The sequence below is a fragment of the Streptomyces sp. XM83C genome, from assembly GCF_023072675.1.
In the GTDB taxonomy this organism is placed as follows: Bacteria; Actinomycetota; Actinomycetes; order Streptomycetales; family Streptomycetaceae; genus Streptomyces; species Streptomyces thermocoprophilus.
Window position 1 is genome coordinate 30,732 of record NZ_JALLGL010000002.1, and the last position, 17,863, is coordinate 48,594.

16 protein-coding genes and 1 pseudogene are annotated in these 17,863 nt (G+C 71.6%); 15 read left to right on the forward strand and 2 right to left on the reverse strand.

Going from position 1 to position 17,863, the window contains the following annotated elements; all coding sequences use genetic code 11:
- The first annotated feature begins 209 nt into the window (after nt 1-209).
- Nucleotides 210-824, forward strand: coding sequence for a 30S ribosomal protein S4 (gene rpsD / locus MTQ10_RS00595; RefSeq protein ID WP_247461055.1), 615 nt, complete (start codon nt 210-212; stop codon nt 822-824).
- A 21-nt stretch (nt 825-845) separates the two neighbouring features.
- On the opposite strand, the gene MTQ10_RS00600 is transcribed toward rpsD, so the two are convergent.
- Entirely contained in the window at nt 846-2,927 is a 2,082-nt protein-coding gene (locus MTQ10_RS00600; protein ID WP_247461057.1) for an ATP-binding protein, read from the reverse strand.
- Nucleotides 2,928-3,080: 153 nt separating this feature from the next.
- On the opposite strand from MTQ10_RS00600, the gene MTQ10_RS00605 reads away from it, so the two are divergent.
- The 13 genes and pseudogenes from MTQ10_RS00605 (at nt 3,081) to nusB (ending at nt 16,211) form a co-directional block, all read left to right on the forward strand.
- The gene (locus MTQ10_RS00605; RefSeq protein ID WP_247461116.1) at nt 3,081-3,536 is read left to right on the forward strand and encodes a DUF948 domain-containing protein; all 456 of its coding nucleotides are present in this window, start codon (nt 3,081-3,083) and stop codon (nt 3,534-3,536) included.
- A gap of 16 nt (nt 3,537-3,552) precedes the next feature.
- A complete protein-coding gene (locus MTQ10_RS00610; RefSeq protein WP_247461059.1) occupies nt 3,553-3,900 on the forward strand; it encodes a hypothetical protein in 348 nt (115 codons plus the stop codon).
- On the forward strand, nt 3,900-6,572 hold the full coding sequence (gene alaS, locus MTQ10_RS00615; protein ID WP_247461061.1) for an alanine--tRNA ligase: 2,673 nt from the start codon (nt 3,900-3,902) through the stop codon (nt 6,570-6,572). Before MTQ10_RS00610 ends, alaS begins: the two co-directional genes overlap by 1 nt.
- Nucleotides 6,572-7,036, forward strand: a complete 465-nt coding sequence (gene ruvX / locus MTQ10_RS00620) for a Holliday junction resolvase RuvX (protein WP_247461063.1) — start codon at nt 6,572-6,574, stop codon at nt 7,034-7,036. Before alaS ends, ruvX begins: the two co-directional genes overlap by 1 nt.
- Nucleotides 7,037-7,158: 122 nt before the next feature.
- A complete protein-coding gene (gene mltG / locus MTQ10_RS00625) occupies nt 7,159-9,003 on the forward strand; it encodes an endolytic transglycosylase MltG (protein ID WP_247461065.1) in 1,845 nt (614 codons plus the stop codon).
- Between the two features lie 52 nt (nt 9,004-9,055).
- Complete coding sequence (locus MTQ10_RS00630; protein ID WP_247461067.1) at nt 9,056-9,895, forward strand: shikimate dehydrogenase; 840 nt, start codon at nt 9,056-9,058, stop codon at nt 9,893-9,895.
- 166 nt (nt 9,896-10,061) lie between these two features.
- Nucleotides 10,062-11,246: a chorismate synthase gene (gene aroC, locus MTQ10_RS00635; RefSeq protein WP_247461069.1), complete on the forward strand. Its 1,185-nt coding sequence runs from the start codon at nt 10,062-10,064 to the stop codon at nt 11,244-11,246.
- The gene (locus MTQ10_RS00640) at nt 11,243-11,758 is read left to right on the forward strand and encodes a shikimate kinase (protein ID WP_247461071.1); all 516 of its coding nucleotides are present in this window, start codon (nt 11,243-11,245) and stop codon (nt 11,756-11,758) included. The genes aroC and MTQ10_RS00640 overlap by 4 nt, the downstream gene beginning before the upstream one ends.
- A complete protein-coding gene (aroB, locus tag MTQ10_RS00645) occupies nt 11,755-12,846 on the forward strand; it encodes a 3-dehydroquinate synthase (RefSeq protein ID WP_247461072.1) in 1,092 nt (363 codons plus the stop codon). Before MTQ10_RS00640 ends, aroB begins: the two co-directional genes overlap by 4 nt.
- 290 nt (nt 12,847-13,136) lie before the next feature.
- Nucleotides 13,137-13,896 (forward strand): annotated as a pseudogene (locus MTQ10_RS00650) (AAA family ATPase).
- Nucleotides 13,897-14,041: 145 nt separating this feature from the next.
- Entirely contained in the window at nt 14,042-15,151 is a 1,110-nt protein-coding gene (locus tag MTQ10_RS00655; RefSeq protein ID WP_247461074.1) for an aminopeptidase P family protein, read from the forward strand.
- A gap of 59 nt (nt 15,152-15,210) precedes the next feature.
- Nucleotides 15,211-15,777 carry an elongation factor P gene (gene efp / locus MTQ10_RS00660; protein WP_247461076.1) on the forward strand — a complete coding sequence of 189 codons (567 nt, stop codon included), beginning with the start codon at nt 15,211-15,213 and terminating at the stop codon, nt 15,775-15,777.
- 2 nt (nt 15,778-15,779) lie between these two features.
- Nucleotides 15,780-16,211: a transcription antitermination factor NusB gene (gene nusB / locus MTQ10_RS00665; protein WP_247461078.1), complete on the forward strand. Its 432-nt coding sequence runs from the start codon at nt 15,780-15,782 to the stop codon at nt 16,209-16,211.
- A 251-nt stretch (nt 16,212-16,462) separates the two neighbouring features.
- Here the strand turns inward: nusB and bldD are convergent, their stop codons facing one another.
- Entirely contained in the window at nt 16,463-16,963 is a 501-nt protein-coding gene (bldD, locus tag MTQ10_RS00670; protein WP_187750771.1) for a transcriptional regulator BldD, read from the reverse strand.
- A gap of 276 nt (nt 16,964-17,239) precedes the next feature.
- On the opposite strand from bldD, the gene pyrR reads away from it, so the two are divergent.
- Nucleotides 17,240-17,809, forward strand: a complete 570-nt coding sequence (gene pyrR / locus MTQ10_RS00675) for a bifunctional pyr operon transcriptional regulator/uracil phosphoribosyltransferase PyrR (RefSeq protein WP_247461081.1) — start codon at nt 17,240-17,242, stop codon at nt 17,807-17,809.
- Nucleotides 17,810-17,863: the final 54 nt, after the last annotated feature.

The window sequence follows — 17,863 nt, forward strand, 5'->3', positions numbered from 1 at the left end:
AGCGTCGCGCACCGTCGAACGGTGTCGCGGGCAGCCCACCACCACCCGGAATCCCGGGACCGGTCGGTGGGCCACTCGCGTGCTGCACGTATGTGCCCAGACCAGGGGAGCGGCTGCCCGCCCCGCCCATCGCGGCGAGGAGGGATTCCCCGGCTGCGGATGCGACCTCCCGTAACCCTGACGAGCCGAACACTAGGAAAAGAGAGACAGTGGCGAACCAGTCCCGCCCCAAGGTCAAGAAGTCGCGTGCCCTCGGTATCGCGCTGACCCCGAAGGCCGTCAAGTACTTCGAGGCCCGTCCCTACCCGCCGGGTGAGCACGGCCGTGGCCGCAAGCAGAACTCGGACTACAAGGTCCGTCTGCTGGAGAAGCAGCGTCTGCGCGCGCAGTACGACATCTCCGAGCGCCAGCTGGTCCGCGCCTACGAGCGTGCCGCCAAGGTGCAGGGCAAGACCGGTGAGGCCCTGATCGTGGAGCTGGAGAAGCGCCTCGACGCGCTGGTCCTGCGCTCCGGCATCGCCCGCACGATCTACCAGGCCCGCCAGATGGTCGTCCACGGCCACATCCAGGTCAACGGCAAGAAGGTCGACAAGCCGTCCTTCGTCGTCCGTCCCGACGATGTCGTCCAGGTCCGCGACCGCTCCAAGGACAAGACGCTCTTCCAGATCGCCCGGGAGGGTGGCTTCGCCCCCGAGGGCGAGACCCCGCGCTACCTCCAGGTGAACCTCAAGGCCCTGGCGTTCCGCCTGGACCGCGAGCCGAACCGCAAGGAGATCCCGGTGATCTGCGACGAGCAGCTCGTCGTCGAGTACTACGCCCGCTGATCTCCAGCGCGCCGTAGCACCTCAGCCCGCCGGCGCCGGCCGAGGACCGGTACGGCGCAACGCCCGCGCCACGGCCGCCTCCCGGTCCAGCAGCCGCCCCCGGGCCAGGCACCGCTCGTACCGCTCCTCGCCGAGCCGCTCGCGTGCCGCCGCCGCGCACAGCTCGTGCGGCGCGTTGTAGTGGGCCGACCCGAACAGCGGCAGCCCCACCGACGGCCAGATCCGGCTCGCCGCGCCCTGTAGCACCGCCGCCTCCGCCGCGTCCCCCTCCGACGCCGTCACCAGCGCCAGCAGCTCCAGCGCCAGCACCGAACCCAGCAGATCGTGGAAGCCGTGCGCGTCGGACAGACACGCCGACAGCAGCGTACGGGCACCCGGCAGATCACCCTCCGCCCACGCCGCGTACCCCAGCACGTACAGCGCGTACGCCCGCGCCCACCGCTCCCCGTGGTCGTCGCAGATCCGCCGTACGTCCTCACTGATACGCACCGCGTCCGCCCGGTCGCCGAGGAACGCCCGCGTCATCGCCAGCTCCACCTGGCTCATCAGCACATTGCTGTTCAGCTCGCCGACCTCCCGGTAGCGCTCCAGCGCCGACCGCAGCAGCCGCTCCGCCCGCACCGCGTCGTCCGAGACCAGCGCCAGACAGCCGGTGCGGTGCTCCGCGTACGCCAGCGCCGTCGCGTCGGCGGTGCGCTCCGCGCCCTCCCGGCACTCCTCCAGCGCCGCCAGCGCGGGCACCGAGTCGCCTTGGAGGATCGCCACATAGCCGAGCACCCACAGCGCCTTCAGCCGTGTCCGCGCGTGCGCCGGACGGTCGGCGTCCAGCTCCACACTGCGCTCCAGCCAGTGCCGGCCCTCCGGCAGCCGCCCGCAGCCCACCCACAGAAACCACAGCGAACCCGCCAGATACTGGCCCAGATGCGCCTCGCCCGGCTCGGTCAGACAGTGCTCCAGCGCGCACCTGAGGTTCGGCAGCTCCACCTCGGCCCGCGCCGCCACCTCCGCCTGCCGGGGCGAGAACCACTCCAGCTCGCACCAGGTCGCCAGACCCACATACCAGTCACGGTGCCGCCGCCGCAGCCGCGGCTCGTCCCCGGTGGCCCGCAGCCACTCGGCGCCGTACGCACGGAGCGTGTCCAGCATCCGGTAGCGCGCCCCGGCCGCGGTCTCCTCCCGCGTCACCACCGACTGCGCGATCAGCTCGGTGAGCACCTCCAGCACCTCGTCGGAGGGCAGCCCGTGCCCCCCGCACACATACTCCGCCGCCTCCAGATCGAACCGGCCCGCGAACACCGAGAGCCGCGCCCACAGCAGCCGCTCCTCGGGGGTGCACAGCTCATGGCTCCAGCCGATCGCCGTGCGCAGCGCCCGATGACGGGGGAGCGCGTCGCGCGCCCCGCCCGCCAGCAGCCGGAACCGGTCGTCGAACCGTTCCAGCAACTGACGCGGCGACAGCGCCCGCAGCCTCCCCGCCGCCAGCTCGACCGCCAGCGGGATCCCGTCCAGACGCCGGCACAACTCCCGTACGACATCCGTCTCCCCGTCGACCGGCACGCCCTGCGCGGCGGCACGGTCCGCGAACAGCCGCACCGCGTCCGCCTGGGGAAGCGGCTCCAGCGGGAACAGCCGCTCACCGGCCAGCCGCAGCGGGCGGCGGCCCACCGCGAGCACCCTCAGCGACGGCAGCCTGGCCAGCAGCTCCGCGACCAGCTCCGCGCACGCCTCCGCCAGATGCTCCACCCCGTCGAGCAGCAGCAGCACTTCCCGCCCGCGCAGATGCGCCAGCAGCGTCTCCCGCGGCCCCCGGGGCCGCTGGTCCGTCAGCCCCAGTGCCTCCACGACGGCGTGGTCCAGGACCTCCGGGTCGCGCAGCGGCGCCAGCTCCACCCGCCACGCCCCGTCCCGGGCGCCGGCACCGCCCGCGGCGCGCCCGGCCAGCCGCGACTTGCCGACCCCGCCCGGTCCTGTCACGGTCACCAGCCGTGCGGTGCGGAGCGCCTCGGCGAGCGAGGCCAGTTCGGCCGACCGTCCCACGAACGCGTCGGGCTCCACGGGCAGATTGCCGGGCGGAGGCGCCTGTCCGGGCTGCTGATCTCGCATGGGACACGGAGCGTACTGAACCGTGTTCGGTCCGTACAATCGCGCCTTCGGACACCCGCGCTCCGCGCCTAATCCGGTACGGAGCGGCACCCCCGGCGCGATAGGCTCGGTGACACTGATTTTTCGATGTTCAGGCACGTTTTCAGGGAGCGGGTGCACAAGGTGTCCGGTGGAGAGGTGGCCGGGATCCTGGTGGCCGTCTTCTGGGCGATCCTGGTCTCCTTCCTCGCGGTGGCTCTCGCGAGGCTGGCCCAGACGCTCAAGGCGACCACCAAGCTCGTGGCGGACGTGACCGACCAGGCCGTTCCGCTGCTGGCCGACGCCTCCGCGGCGGTGCGCTCCGCGCAGACCCAGATCGACCGGGTCGACGCGATCGCCTCGGACGTCCAGGAGGTCACCTCGAACGCCTCCGCGCTGTCCACCACCGTGGCCTCCACCTTCGGCGGCCCGCTGGTCAAGGTCGCGGCGTTCGGCTATGGCGTCCGCCGCGCCCTCGGCGGACGCCGGGACGAGGGCACCCGCGGCAAGGACGTGCCCGCCGAGTCGCCCCGGCGTACCGTGATCGTGGGCCGCACCGTCCCGTCCGCGCGGCGGGGCAAGCGGAAGTGAGGACTGAGACCGAGCGATGTTCCGCCGTACGTTCTGGTTCACCACGGGTGTGGCCGCCGGTGTGTGGGCCACCACCAAGGTCAACCGCAAGCTGAAGCAGCTGACGCCCGAGAGCCTGGCCGCCACCGCGGCGAACAAGGCCCTGGAGACCGGTCAGCGGCTCAAGGACCGAGCGGTGGACTTCGCCCTCGACGTCCGCGACAACATGGCCCGGCGGGAGGCGGAACTCGAGGAGGCCCTCGGCATCCACGAGGACCCCGGACTCACCCCGCCCCGGCGGCTCGCCGCCCTGGAAACCAACCGCAGCAACCCCCAGTACATCGAGACCACGACGTACTCGTACAACCGGAATGAGGACCACTGATGGAGTCGGCTGAGATCCGCCGTCGCTGGCTGAGCTTCTTCGAGGAGCGCGGGCACACCGTCGTCCCTTCGGCGTCGCTCATCGCGGACGACCCGACTCTGCTCCTCGTCCCCGCCGGCATGGTGCCCTTCAAGCCCTACTTCCTGGGCGAGGTCAAGCCGCCGTTCCCGCGCGCCACCAGCGTGCAGAAGTGCGTGCGCACCCCCGACATCGAAGAGGTCGGCAAGACCACGCGGCACGGCACGTTCTTCCAGATGTGCGGCAACTTCTCCTTCGGCGACTACTTCAAGGAAGGCGCCATCAAGCTCGCCTGGGAGCTGCTCACCACGCCCCAGGACAAGGGCGGTTACGGCCTCGACCCCGAGCGCCTGTGGATCACCGTCTACCAGGACGACGACGAGGCCGAGCAGATCTGGCACGAGGTCGTCGGCGTGCCGAAGGAGCGCATCCAGCGCCTCGGCATGAAGGACAACTTCTGGTCCATGGGCGTGCCCGGCCCGTGCGGCCCCTGCTCCGAGATCAACTACGACCGCGGCCCCGAGTTCGGCGTCGAGGGCGGCCCCGCCGTCAACGACGAGCGGTACGTGGAGATCTGGAACCTCGTCTTCATGCAGTACGAGCGGGGCGAGGGCACCGGCAAGGACAACTTCGAGATCCTCGGGGACCTGCCGAGCAAGAACATCGACACCGGCCTCGGCCTGGAGCGGCTCGCCATGATTCTTCAGGGCGTGCAGAACATGTACGAGATCGACACCTCCATGGCCGTCATCGAGAAGGCCACCGAGCTGACCGGTGTCCGCTACGGCGACGCCCAGGCGTCGGACGTGTCCCTGCGCGTGGTCACCGACCACATGCGCACCGCCACCATGCTCATCGGCGACGGCGTCACCCCCGGCAACGAGGGCCGCGGCTATGTGCTGCGCCGCATCATGCGCCGCGCCATCCGCAACATGCGGCTGCTCGGCGCGACCGGTCCGGTCGTCAAGGACCTGATCGACGTGGTGATCGGCATGATGGGCCGGCAGTACCCCGAGCTGATCACCGACCGCGAGCGGATCGAGAAGGTCGCCCTCGCCGAGGAGGCCGCCTTCCTCAAGACGCTGAAGGCCGGCACCAACATCCTCGACACCGCCGTCGCCGAGACCAAGGCCGCCGGCTCCTCCGTGCTCCCCGGCGACAAGGCGTTCCTGCTCCACGACACCTGGGGCTTCCCGATCGACCTCACCCTGGAGATGGCCGCCGAGCAGGGCCTGTCCGTGGACGAGGACGGCTTCCGCCGCCTGATGAAGGAGCAGCGGGAGCGCGCCAAGGCCGACGCCCAGGCCAAGAAGACCGGCCACGCCGACCTCGGCGCCTACCGTGAGATCGCCGACCGCGCCGGTGAGACCGACTTCATCGGCTACACCGACACCGAGGGCGAGTCCACCGTCGTCGGCATCCTCGTCGACGGCGTCTCCTCGCCGGCCGCCACCGAGGGCGACGAGGTGGAGATCGTCCTCGACCGCACCCCGTTCTACGCCGAGGGCGGCGGCCAGATCGGCGACACCGGCCGCATCAAGGTGGACACGGGCGCCGTCATCGAGGTCCGCGACTGCCAGAAGCCGGTGCCGGGCGTCTACGTCCACAAGGGCGTCGTCCAGGTCGGTGAGGTCACCGTCGGTGCCAAGGCCCACGCCGCCATCGACGCCCGGCGGCGTACCGCCATCGCCCGCGCCCACTCGGCCACCCACCTCACCCACCAGGCCCTGCGCGACGCCCTCGGCCCGACGGCCGCCCAGGCCGGCTCGGAGAACCAGCCGGGCCGCTTCCGCTTCGACTTCGGCTCCCCGTCGGCCGTGCCGACGGCCGTGATGACCGACGTCGAGCAGAAGATCAACGAGGTGCTCGCCCGCGACCTCGACGTCCGCGCCGAGGTCATGGGCATCGACGAGGCCAAGAAGCAGGGCGCCATCGCCGAGTTCGGCGAGAAGTACGGCGAGCGGGTCCGCGTCGTCACCATCGGCGACTTCTCCAAGGAGCTGTGCGGCGGCACCCATGTGCACAACACCGCCCAGCTGGGTCTGGTGAAGCTGCTCGGCGAGTCCTCCATCGGCTCCGGTGTGCGCCGTATCGAGGCCCTCGTCGGTGTGGACGCCTACAACTTCCTCGCCCGTGAGCACACGGTCGTCAACCAGCTGACCGAGCTGCTCAAGGGCCGCCCGGAGGAGCTGCCGGAGAAGGTCTCCGCGATGCTCGGCAAGCTGAAGGACGCCGAGAAGGAGATCGAGAAGTTCCGCGCCGAGAAGGTGCTGCAAGCCGCCGCCGGTCTCGCCGAGTCCGCCAAGGACGTCCGCGGCATCGCCGTGGTGACCGGGCAGGTGCCCGACGGGACCACCCCGGACGACCTGCGCAAGCTGGTCCTCGACGTGCGGGGCCGCATCCAGGGCGGGCGGGCCGCCGTCGTCGCCCTGTTCACCGTGAACAACGGCAAGCCGCTCACCGTGATCGCCACCAACGACGCCGCCCGCGACCGCGGCCTCAAGGCCGGTGACCTGGTGCGCACCGCCGCCAAGACGCTCGGCGGCGGCGGTGGCGGCAAGCCGGACGTCGCCCAGGGCGGCGGCCAGAACCCGGCCGCTGTCGGCGAGGCCGTCGAGGCCGTGGAGCGGCTGGTCGCGGAGACGGCCAAGTAATGCGCAGAGGACGCCGGCTCGCCGTCGACGTCGGGGACGCCCGGATCGGGGTCGCCTCGTGCGACCCCGACGGGATCCTCGCCACACCGGTGGAGACCGTCCCCGGCCGGGACGTGCCCGCCGCCCAGCGCCGGCTGAAGCAGCTGGTGGAGGAGTACGAGCCGATCGAGGTGGTGGTCGGGCTCCCTCGCTCCCTCAAGGGGGGCGAGGGCCCGGCCGCGGCCAAGGTCCGCGGTTTCGCCGAGCAGCTCGCCCGTATGATCGCGCCCGTGGGGGTGCGGCTGGTCGACGAGCGGATGACGACGGTGACGGCCAGTCAGGGGCTGCGCGCCTCGGGGGTGCGGTCCAAGAAGGGACGGTCGGTGATCGACCAGGCCGCCGCTGTGATCATCCTGCAGCAGGCACTGGAATCCGAACGGGTGTCAGGTAAAGCTCCGGGCGAGGGCGTCGAAGTGGTCATCTGATCGCGATACGGTAACGTTCCGCGCGACGCGGTGGTGTTCGAACAGCCGCTGCGCAGAGAGAGGCGGAACGGGAAGCCGGACCGAGTGCCGCGTGACCGCCGCCTCGCGGCTCTAGGGGATCGATGACTGAGTATGGCCGGGGCCCAGGCTCCGAACCGTGGCATCCGCAGGACCCGGCGTACGGGGACGGCGGATGGGAAGGGCAGCAGGCCCACACCGGCCGCCAGGCTGCCTACGGCGGCCCCACGCAGCAGCACCCCCAGGGCCAGGGCGACTGGCAGGCCTACGGCCAGGACCAGCAGCAGTACGGCCACGCTCAGCAGCAGTACGGGCAGGACCAGCAGCAGTACGGGCAGGACCAGCAGTACACCGGTTACGACCAGCAGTACACCGGTTACGACCAGCAGCACTCCGGGTACGGCGACCAGCAGCACGACGGCTACGGCGCCCAGCAGCAGCACAACGGCTACCCGCAGCAGTACTACGACGGCCAGGGCCGGCAGCAGGGCTACCCGCAGCAGGCCGGCTGGGACAACACCGGCGGGCAACCGCTCCCGTACGTCCCCGACCCGAGCGACCCCTACGGGCAGCAGCCCGCCGGCTACAACGGCGAGCAGGCCGACTTCTACCAGACCCCGGACGCCTACCCGCCGCCCGAGCCCCCGGCGAGGCGGCGCGCCGAGCCGGAGCCCCGCACCGACTGGGACCCGGACCCCGGCCGGGCCGACGACCACCCCTTCTTCACCGGCGCCGACGACGACCGGGACACCCCGGACGACGGCACCGACGGCACCGACGACCGCGGCGACGAGCCGGGGGACCGCCGCACCCGCGGCGAACGGCGCGGCAAGAACGCGCCCAAGGGCGACAAGAACGGCCCGAAGGGCAAGAAGCGCCGCAACGGCTGCGCCTGCCTGGTCGTCGTCCTGGTCTTCGGCGGTGGCGTCGGCGGCGTCGGCTACTTCGGCTACCAGTTCTACAAGGAACGTTTCAGCGCGGCCCCGGACTACGCGGGCAGCGGCAACGGCCAGATGGTCACCGTCGTCATCCCCAAGGGCGCGGGCGGCTGGGAGATCGGCCGCCGGCTGTCGGAGGCCGGCGTCGTCAAGAGCGCGTCCGCGTTCGTCTCCGCGCTGGAGGCCGACCCCGACGGCAAGTCCCTCCAGGACGGCGTCTACACGCTGCAGAAGGAGATGTCCGCCGCCAGCGCGGTCGACCTCATGCTCAGCCCGAAGAGCCGCAGCAACCTGATCATCGCCGAGGGCCTGCGCAACACCGCCGTCTACAGCCTGATCGACAAACGCCTGGGCGTGAACGCGGGCACCACCGCGGCCGTCGCCAAGAAGGAGTACAAGAACCTCGGCCTGCCGGCGTGGGCGCTGAACCACCCCGACCTCAAGGACCCGCTGGAAGGCTTCCTGTACCCGTCCAGCTACGCCGTCACCAAGGGCCAGGACCCCAAGGCGGTCCTGAAGAACATGGTCTCCCAGGCCAAGGCCAAGTACGAGGAACTCGGCCTGGAGCAGAAGGCGAAGGATCTCGGCCTGGAGGGCCCTTGGCAGCTGCTGACCGTCGCCAGCCTCGTGCAGGCGGAGGGCACCAGCCACGAGGACTTCCGCAAGATGGCCGAGGTCGTCTACAACCGGCTCAAGCCCGGCAACCGCGAGACGTACGGCTCCCTGGAGTTCGACTCCACGTACAACTACGTCAAGAACCAGAGCAAGATCGACCTGAGCATCGCCGAGCTGCGCAAGTACAACAACCCGTACAACACGTACTACGTCAAGGGACTCCCGCCGGGCCCCATCGACAACCCCGGCGAGGAGGCGCTCAAGGGCGCGCTGAACCCGACCGACGACGGCTGGTACTACTTCATCTCCCTGGACGGCAAGACCAGCAAGTTCACCAAGACGCTCGCCGAGCACAACAAGCTCGTGAAGGAGTTCAACGCCTCCCGGGGCAACTGACCCCCAAGGCGCCGGGCGCCCGGCACGTCGGCACCCGTGGGATGATCGCCGTATGGCATCCATGGCAGCTGACGCGCGCCGGGCCGCCGTGCTCGGCAAGCCCATCGCCCACTCCCTCTCCCCGGTGCTGCACCGCGCCGCCTACGCCGAACTGGGCCTCGACGGCTGGACGTACGACCGCTTCGAGGTGGACGAGGCGCAGCTCGCGCCCTTCGTGGAGGGGCTCGGCCCCGAGTGGGCGGGACTGTCGCTGACCATGCCGCTGAAGCGGGCCGTGCTGCCGCTGCTCGACGAGATCACCGAGACCGCGCGCTCCGTCGAGGCCGTCAACACGCTCGTGTTCACCGACGACGGCCGCCGCGTCGGCGACAACACCGACATCCCCGGCATGGTCGCCGCGCTGCGCGAACACGGCATCGAACAGGTCGAGACGGCCGCGGTGCTCGGCGCCGGCGCCACCGCGTCCTCCGCGCTCGCCGCCCTCTCCCGGGTCTGCGCCGGCGAGATCACCGTCCACGTCCGCAGCGAGGCCCGCGCCGCCGAGATGCGCGCCTGGGGCGAGCGCCTCGACGTCGATGTCCGTATCGCCGACTGGGCGGACGCGGCCGAGGCCCTGCACGCCCCCCTCGTCGTCGCGACGACCCCGGCCGGGACGACCGACGCCCTCGCCCACGCCGTACCCGAGCGCCCCGCCGCCCTGTTCGACGTGCTGTACGACCCCTGGCCCACCCCGCTCGCCGCCCGCTGGTCCATGTTCGGCGGCGCCGTCGTCAGCGGCCTCGACCTGTTGGTGCACCAGGCGGTCCTCCAGGTCGAGCAGATGACCGGCCGCTCCCCGGCACCGCTGGAGGCGATGCGCAGGGCGGGGGAGAAGGCGCTCGCCGAGCGCTGACCCCCCGTCCGGGCGTCCGCCTGCTGGACCGGCGGCCGGATCGGCACGCCGGACGTGGGAGGATCGGAGGTGGCGGGCCCGGGCACGCGCACCCGGTCGCGCCGCCGCCGTACGCCGAGCAGCGCGCGGCGGGCAGTAACCCGAGCGCGACCACTGAGGAGCATCGTTGAGCAGGCTGCGTTGGCTGACCGCGGGTGAGTCCCACGGTCCCGCACTTGTCGCGACGCTGGAGGGTCTTCCCGCCGGCGTGCCGATCACCACGGAGATGGTCGCGGACCATCTCGCGCGGCGGCGGCTCGGTTATGGCCGCGGTGCGCGCATGAAGTTCGAGCGGGACGAGGTCACCTTCCTCGGCGGTGTGCGGCACGGCCTCACCCTCGGCTCCCCGGTCGCGATCATGGTGGGCAACACCGAGTGGCCCAAGTGGGAGCAGGTCATGTCGGCCGACCCGGTCGACCCCGAGGTGCTGGCCGGCCTGGCCCGCAACGCCCCGCTGACCCGGCCCCGCCCCGGCCACGCCGACCTCGCGGGCATGCAGAAGTACGGCTTCGACGAGGCCCGGCCGGTGCTGGAGCGTGCCTCGGCGCGGGAGACGGCGGCGCGTGTCGCGCTGGGCGCGGTGGCACGGTCGTACCTGAAGGAGACGGCCGGCATCGAGATCGTCAGCCATGTCGTCGAGCTGTGCTCCGTCAAGGCCCCGCAGGGCGTCTACCCCACCCCGGACGACGTCGAGAAGCTGGACGCCGACCCGCTGCGCTGCCTGGACGCCGACACCTCCGAGCGGATGGTCGCGGAGGTGGACCAGGCCCACAAGGACGGCGACACCCTCGGCGGTGTCGTGGAGGTGCTGGCCTACGGCGTGCCCGTCGGTCTCGGTTCCCACGTGCACTGGGACCGCAAGCTGGACGCCCGCCTCGCCGGTGCCCTGATGGGCATCCAGGCGATCAAGGGTGTCGAGATCGGCGACGGCTTCGAGCTGGCCCGGGTGCCGGGCTCGAAGGCGCACGACGAGATCGTGAACACGCCTGAGGGCATCAGGCGTGTCTCCGGCCGGGCCGGCGGCACCGAGGGCGGCCTGTCCACCGGTGAGCTGCTGCGGGTGCGGGCCGCGATGAAGCCGATCGCGACCGTGCCGCGCGCCCTGAAGACCGTCGACGTCACCACCGGCGAGCCGGCGCAGGCCCACCACCAGCGCTCCGACGTCTCCGCCGTGCCCGCGGCCGGCATCGTCGCCGAGGCGATGGTGGCGCTCGTGCTGGCGGACGCGGTGGCGGAGAAGTTCGGCGGCGACTCGGTGGCCGAGACCCGCCGCAACGTACGGTCGTACCTCGACCACCTGCACATCCGATGAGCGGGCCGCTGCTGGTCCTCGTCGGGCCGATGGGCGTCGGCAAGTCCACCGTCGGCCGGCTGCTCGCCGAGCGGCTGGGCGTCGGCTACCGCGACACCGACGACGACATCGTCGCCGGGCAGGGCCGGGAGATCTCCGACATCTTCGTCGAGGACGGCGAGCCCGCCTTCCGCGCGCTGGAGAAGGACGCCGTACAGAGCGCCCTGACCGGGCACGACGGAGTCCTCGCGCTCGGCGGCGGCGCGATCCTCGACGCGGACACCCGCGCGCTGCTCGCCGGGCACCGGGTGGTGTACCTGTCGATGGACGTCGAGGAGGCCGTCCGGCGCACCGGCCTGAACGTGGCCCGGCCGCTGCTCGCGGTCAACCCGCGCAAGCAGTGGCGCGAGCTGATGGAGGCCCGCCGCCATCTGTACGAGGAGGTCGCCACCGCCGTGGTGCCGACCGACGGCCGCACCCCCGAAGAGGTCACCGAAGCCGTCCTGGACGCACTGGAGTTGAAAGAAGCATGAGCGAGTCGGTCACGCGCATCCACGTCGCGGGCACGGCGGGCACCGATCCGTACGACGTCCTGGTGGGCCGGCAGCTGCTCGGCGAGCTCGCGGGCCTGATCGGCGACCGGGCCAAGCGTGTCGCGGTGATCCACCCCGAGGCCCTCGCCGAGACCGGCGACGCGCTCCGCGCCGACCTGGCCGAGCAGGGCTACGAGGCCGTCGCCGTGCAGGTGCCGAACGCGGAGGAGGCCAAGACCGCCGAGGTCGCCGCGTACTGCTGGAAAGCGCTCGGCCAGTCCGGCTTCACCCGCACCGACGTCATCGTCGGAGTGGGAGGCGGCGCCACCACGGACCTGGCCGGGTTCGTCGCCGCGACCTGGCTGCGCGGGGTGCGCTGGATCGCGATCCCCACCACCGTGCTCGCCATGGTGGACGCCGCCGTCGGAGGCAAGACGGGCATCAACACCGCCGAGGGCAAGAACCTGGTGGGTGCCTTCCACCCACCGGCCGGGGTGCTGTGCGACCTCGCCGCGCTGGAGTCACTGCCCGTCAACGACTACGTCTCCGGCCTCGCCGAGATCATCAAGGCCGGTTTCATCGCCGACCCGCGCATCCTGGAGCTGATCGAGGCCGACCCCGAGGCGGCGCGCACCCCCGCCGGCCCGCACACCGCCGAGCTGATCGAGCGGTCCATCCGGGTGAAGGCGGAGGTCGTCTCCAGCGACCTCAAGGAGTCCGGGCTGCGGGAGATCCTCAACTACGGTCACACGCTCGGCCACGCCATCGAGAAGAACGAGCGCTACAAGTGGCGGCACGGCGCGGCCGTCGCCGTCGGCATGCACTTCGCCGCCGAACTGGGCCGGCTCGCGGGCCGGCTGGACGACGCGACGGCCGACCGGCACCGCGCGATCCTCGAGGCCGTCGGCCTGCCTCTGCACTACCGGTACGACCAGTGGCCGCGGCTGCTGGAGACGATGAAGGTCGACAAGAAGTCCCGCGGCGACCTGCTGCGGTTCATCGTCCTGGACGGTCTCGCCAAGCCGACGGTGCTGGAGGGCCCCGACCCGGCCGTCCTCCTCGCCGCCTACGGCGAGGTCGGGCAGTAGAGGCCGGCCGGCGGCAGGAACCGGCACGCGGTGTCCGCCGCCCCGGGCGCGCCGCAGTGGCCCGGTGCGGCGGCCGACATGCGGTATCCGCCCGATTCGCCTGCCGCGTCGGGCACTTCGCGCCGCCCCCGGCCGTTCACGGAACGACAGCCGGGGGCGGTACCGTTCGAACGCGGGTGCCTTCGAGCCCTCTAGGCTGTGGGGGGAGAGCGGGTCTCACGCCCGCTGCCAGCAACAACCGCCTTGACGAGACGGAGTGGCACCGGATGCAGCACGCAGTGGGTTCTCCGCTGCCGCCGCCCCACCAGCCGGGGCACGGACCGGCCGCCGGCTGGTCGCCGGCCGCACACCACCCGGGCCCGCACCAGCCGGGCCCGCACCACCCGGGAGCCCACCGGGGACCGGCGCCCGTGCCGCCCGGGCGGCGGGGCGGGATAGCCCGGCCCGGTCGGTATCCCCAGCGCGCCGCCCAGCGCCGCGCCGGACCCGGGCGCCGCGACCCTCGCCGTCCTGCTGATCGGCCCGGCGGGCGCGGGCAAGACCAGCGTCGCCAAGTACTGGGCCGACCACCGCCGCGTCCCCACCGCCCACATCAGCCTCGACGACGTGCGCGAGTGGGTCCGCTCCGGCTTCGCCGACCCGCAGTCCGGGTGGAACGACAACTCCGAGGCGCAGTACCGCCTCGCCCGCCGCACCTGCGGCTTCGCCGCCCGCAACTTCCTCGCCAACGGCATCTCCTGCATCCTCGACGACGCCGTCTTCCCCGACCGCCCGGTGATCGGCCTCGGCGGCTGGAAGCGCCATGTGGGACCAGGCCTGCTCCCCGTCGTGCTCCTGCCCGGACTGGACATCGTCCTGGAGCGCAACGCCGAGCGCACCGGCAACCGCCGCCTCAGCGACGAGGAGGTGGCCCGCATCCACGGCCGTATGGCCGGCTGGTACGGTTCCGGGCTGCCGATCATCGACAACTCCCAGCTCGACATCCCGGAGACCGCCCGCATCCTCGACGAGGTGCTGGCACGGGCGATAGCCAGCCCGCCGAAGTGGTGACGGGGCGTCTGCCGGTGACGGAGCGTGTGGGGCCCGACCCGGCGCGGTGCCCGACCGCGCGGAGGGAAGCAGTGTGGGCCCGCCGTGACCCCCACTCGGCTCCTCCCGAACGGCACAAAACGCCCATCGATCCTACGCTCGTGTCATGTCAGAGGTGTACGCGGCCCGCCGGGCCCGCCTGAGGGAACGCTGTCAGGCAGGCGGCAGCGCCTCCGCGCTGATCACACGCCCCGCCAACGTGAGATATCTGGCGGGCCCCGCCCCCCTGGGCACCGTCCTGCTGCTCGGCCGCCAGGAGGACGTCCTGGTCTGCTCCGGCCCGCCCGGCGAACGCCCGACGCCCGCTGGGCGACCCGACGAGTCGCTGCGCCGGCACACCCTGTCCGGCCCGGGCGGTGACCCCGCCGTGGCCGCGGCCGGACTCGCCGAGGCACAGGGCGCCGACTCGCTCGCCCTGGAGGAGCACCACCTCACCGTCGCCCGGCACCGGGCCGTCCGCTCCGTCGCACCCCGGCTGCGCCTCGCCGACCTCGGCGGCGCCGTCGAACAGCTTCGGGTGGTCAAGGACGAGGAGGAGATCTCCTGTCTGCGCATCGCCGCCGAGATCGCCGACCAGGCCCTCGGCGAGCTGCTGGAGTCCATCCTCGTCGGCCGCACCGAGCGGCACCTCGCTCTCGAACTGGAACGTCGCCTGGTCGACCACGGCGCCGACGGCCCCGCCTTCCCCACCTCCGTGGCGACCGGGCCGAACGCCGGGCGGCGCGGACACCGGCCCACCGACCGCCGGGTGGAGGAGGGGGATTTCCTCTCCGTCTGTCTGGGCGCCGCCTACCGCGGCTACCGCTGCGAGATCGGCCGTACGTTCGTCATCGGCACCGCGCCCGCGGACTGGCAGATCGAGCTGTACGACCTCGTCTTCGCCGCTCAGCGCGCCGGACGCGAGTCCCTCGCACCGGGCGCCGCCTACCGGGACGTGGACCGCGCCGCCCGCCAGGTGATGGACTCCGCCGGTTACACCCAGGGCCTGCCGTCGCTCACCGGACACGGCGTCGGACTCGAAATCGACGAGGACCCTCAATTGGGGCCCGCGGCCATGGGTAAACTGGACGCTTGCGTGCCGGTCACCGTCGAACCGGGGGTCCACCTCCCGGGACGGGGCGGCGTCCGGATCGATGACACGCTCGTCGTACGCCCCGAGGCGGACGGCGGACCCGAGCTACTCACCATTACGACCAAGGAGCTGCTCGCGCTCTAGCCTCGCGCTGTGCGCCTGCCCCGGGGTCGTCCACGTCAGTCCAGGAGATTCCGAGAACCGTGGCCACCACGAACGACCTCAAGAACGGCATGGTGCTCAAGCTCGAAGGCGGCCAGCTGTGGACCGTCGTCGAGTTCCAGCACGTCAAGCCCGGTAAGGGCCCGGCCTTCGTGCGCACCAAGCTCAAGAACGTCCTGTCCGGGAAGGTCGTCGACAAGACCTTCAACGCCGGCGTGAAGGTCGAGACGGCCACCGTCGACAAGCGTGACATGCAGTTCTCCTACATGGACGGCGACTACTTCGTCTTCATGGACATGGAGACGTACGACCAGCTGCACATCGACCGCAAGGTCGTCGGCGACGCCGCCAACTTCCTGATCGAGGGCTTCGAGGCCACCGTCGCGCAGCACGAGGGGGAGGTGCTCTTCGTGGAGCTGCCGGCCGCCGTCGAGCTGACCGTCCAGGAGACCGAGCCCGGCGTCCAGGGCGACCGTTCCACCGGCGGCACCAAGCCCGCGACGCTGGAGACCGGTCACCAGATCCAGGTCCCGCTCTTCATCACCACCGGTGAGAAGATCAAGGTCGACACCCGTACCAGCGACTACCTCGGCCGGGTGAACAGCTAACCGTGGCTGCCCGCAACACGGCCCGCAAGCGCGCCTTCCAGATCCTCTTCGAGGGCGACCAGCGCGGCGCCGACGTCCTGACGGTCCTCGCGGACTGGATCCGGCTCTCCCGGAGCGACACCCGGCAGCCGCCGGTCAGCGAGTACACGATGCAGCTGGTCGAGGGCTACGCGCAGCACACGAAGCGCATCGACGAGCTGATCTCGCAGTACGCGGTGGGCTGGACGCTGGACCGGATGCCGGTCGTCGACCGCAACATCCTGCGCCTGGGCGCGTACGAGCTGATCTGGGTCGACGAGACCCCGGACGCCGTGGTCCTGGACGAGATGGTGCAGCTGGCGAAGGAGTTCTCCACGGACGAGTCGCCCTCGTTCGTCAACGGGCTCCTCGGCCGCCTGAAGGAACTCAAGCCCTCCCTGCGCAGGGAGGCCTGAGACAGGCACGGCACGCCCCGGTGACCGGACGACGGTCGCATACCGGGACGTGACCCGCCCGCATACGACAGGGCCCGCAGCACAGCCTGCTGCGGGCCCTGTCGTATGCGGGCGGGGCCGGCGCGGTCCGGCACGGCGGGAGGCACCGTGAGGACGACGTCCGGCACGGCACGAAAAAGCCGCCGGGGCGGCAGGAACCGAACAGTTCCGGCCACCCCGGCGGCACGTTTCTGCGGGGGACCCGCGGGAGGTCAGCCCTCCTCGTGGGCGACCGCGCGCCGCGCGTCCGCGTCCAGGACACCCCAGCTGATCAGCTGCTCGGTGAGCACCGAGGGCGACTGGTCGTAGATGACCGCCAGCGTGCGCAGGTCGTCCTGCCGGATCGAGAGCACCTTGCCGTTGTAGTCACCGCGCTGCGACTGGATCGTCGCCGCGTACCGCTGCAGCGGGCCCGCCTTCTCGACCGGCACATGCGCCAGCCGCTCCAGGTCCAGGACCAGCTTCGGCGGCGGCTCGGCGGCACCGCCCGGCGTCGTGCCCGGGAGCAGCTCCTGCACCGGCACGCCGTAGAAGTCCGCCAGCTCGGCGAGACGCTGCACGGTCACCGCACGGTCGCCCCGCTCGTACGAACCGACCACGACGGCCTTCCAGCGTCCCTGGCTCTTCTCCTCGACACCGTGGAGGGAAAGGCCCTGCTGGGTGCGGATGGCCCGGAGCTTCGCCCCGAGCTGTTTGGCGTATTCGCTGGACATATAGCTCCCCGGCACTGTGTCGACGCGACGGGACTGGCTTCCTGCCGCGCGGCTGGTAACTCACTGTGAGGTTACGCAGCGTGATTCTCGTGCGTCAAGCCGAATGGTCCACACCGACTCTTCCGTGGTATCGCCGCCCCATTGCTCCAGTGGAGTGAAACGGCGCCCCTCAAGGGGGTGATCAGGGGGTGTCGCTGCCACCTGATACCGTGGGTGGCGCAATCCCGACGTCCTTTAAGGTCCGTCCCGTGAGGCGGAGAAGGAGGTCCGTTTCGTATGGACAAGCAGCAGGATGCGCAAGCGTCCGACGCACGGCCCGTTCTCGAAGGCCCCGACATCGCGCGGGTACTGACCCGCATCGCCCACGAGATCGTCGAACGCGCCAAGGGCGCCGACGACGTGGTGCTCCTCGGCATCCCGACCCGAGGTGTCTTCCTCGCCCAGCGGCTCGCCGCCAAGCTGGAGCAGATCACCGAGCGCAAGGTCCCCTGCGGCTCGCTCGACATCACCATGTACCGCGACGACCTGCGCATGCACCCGCCGCGTGCGCTGGCCCGCACCGAGATCCCCGGTGACGGCATCGACGGCAAGCTCGTCGTCCTCGTCGACGACGTGCTCTTCTCCGGCCGCACCATCCGCGCGGCCCTCGACGCCCTGAACGACATCGGGCGCCCCCGCGCGGTCCAGCTCGCGGTCCTCGTCGACCGCGGCCACCGCGAACTGCCGATCCGCGCCGACTACGTCGGCAAGAACCTCCCCACGTCGCTGCGGGAGACGGTCAAGGTCCAGCTCGCCGAGGAGGACGGTCGCGACACCGTGCTGCTCGGCGCCAAGGCCGACCAGTAGCAATCCGGGCGCAGGCCCTGCTTCGGCATGCCCTGCCCACGCCGGTTTGCCCAC

Excerpts from the sequence above, each read along its gene's own strand:
- alaS (WP_247461061.1), top strand. The coding sequence starts at position 3,900 with ATGGAGTCGGCTGAGATCCGCCGTCGCTGGCTGAGCTTCTTCGAGGAG.
- pyrR (WP_247461081.1), top strand. The coding sequence starts at position 17,240 with ATGGACAAGCAGCAGGATGCGCAAGCGTCCGACGCACGGCCCGTTCTC.
- mltG (WP_247461065.1), top strand. The coding sequence starts at position 7,159 with ATGACTGAGTATGGCCGGGGCCCAGGCTCCGAACCGTGGCATCCGCAG.
- MTQ10_RS00655 (WP_247461074.1), top strand. The coding sequence starts at position 14,042 with ATGTCAGAGGTGTACGCGGCCCGCCGGGCCCGCCTGAGGGAACGCTGT.
- ruvX (WP_247461063.1), top strand. The coding sequence starts at position 6,572 with ATGCGCAGAGGACGCCGGCTCGCCGTCGACGTCGGGGACGCCCGGATC.
- bldD (WP_187750771.1), bottom strand. The coding sequence starts at position 16,963 with ATGTCCAGCGAATACGCCAAACAGCTCGGGGCGAAGCTCCGGGCCATC.
- MTQ10_RS00640 (WP_247461071.1), top strand. The coding sequence starts at position 11,243 with ATGAGCGGGCCGCTGCTGGTCCTCGTCGGGCCGATGGGCGTCGGCAAG.
- aroB (WP_247461072.1), top strand. The coding sequence starts at position 11,755 with ATGAGCGAGTCGGTCACGCGCATCCACGTCGCGGGCACGGCGGGCACC.
- MTQ10_RS00610 (WP_247461059.1), top strand. The coding sequence starts at position 3,553 with ATGTTCCGCCGTACGTTCTGGTTCACCACGGGTGTGGCCGCCGGTGTG.
- MTQ10_RS00600 (WP_247461057.1), bottom strand. The coding sequence starts at position 2,927 with ATGCGAGATCAGCAGCCCGGACAGGCGCCTCCGCCCGGCAATCTGCCC.
- MTQ10_RS00630 (WP_247461067.1), top strand. The coding sequence starts at position 9,056 with ATGGCATCCATGGCAGCTGACGCGCGCCGGGCCGCCGTGCTCGGCAAG.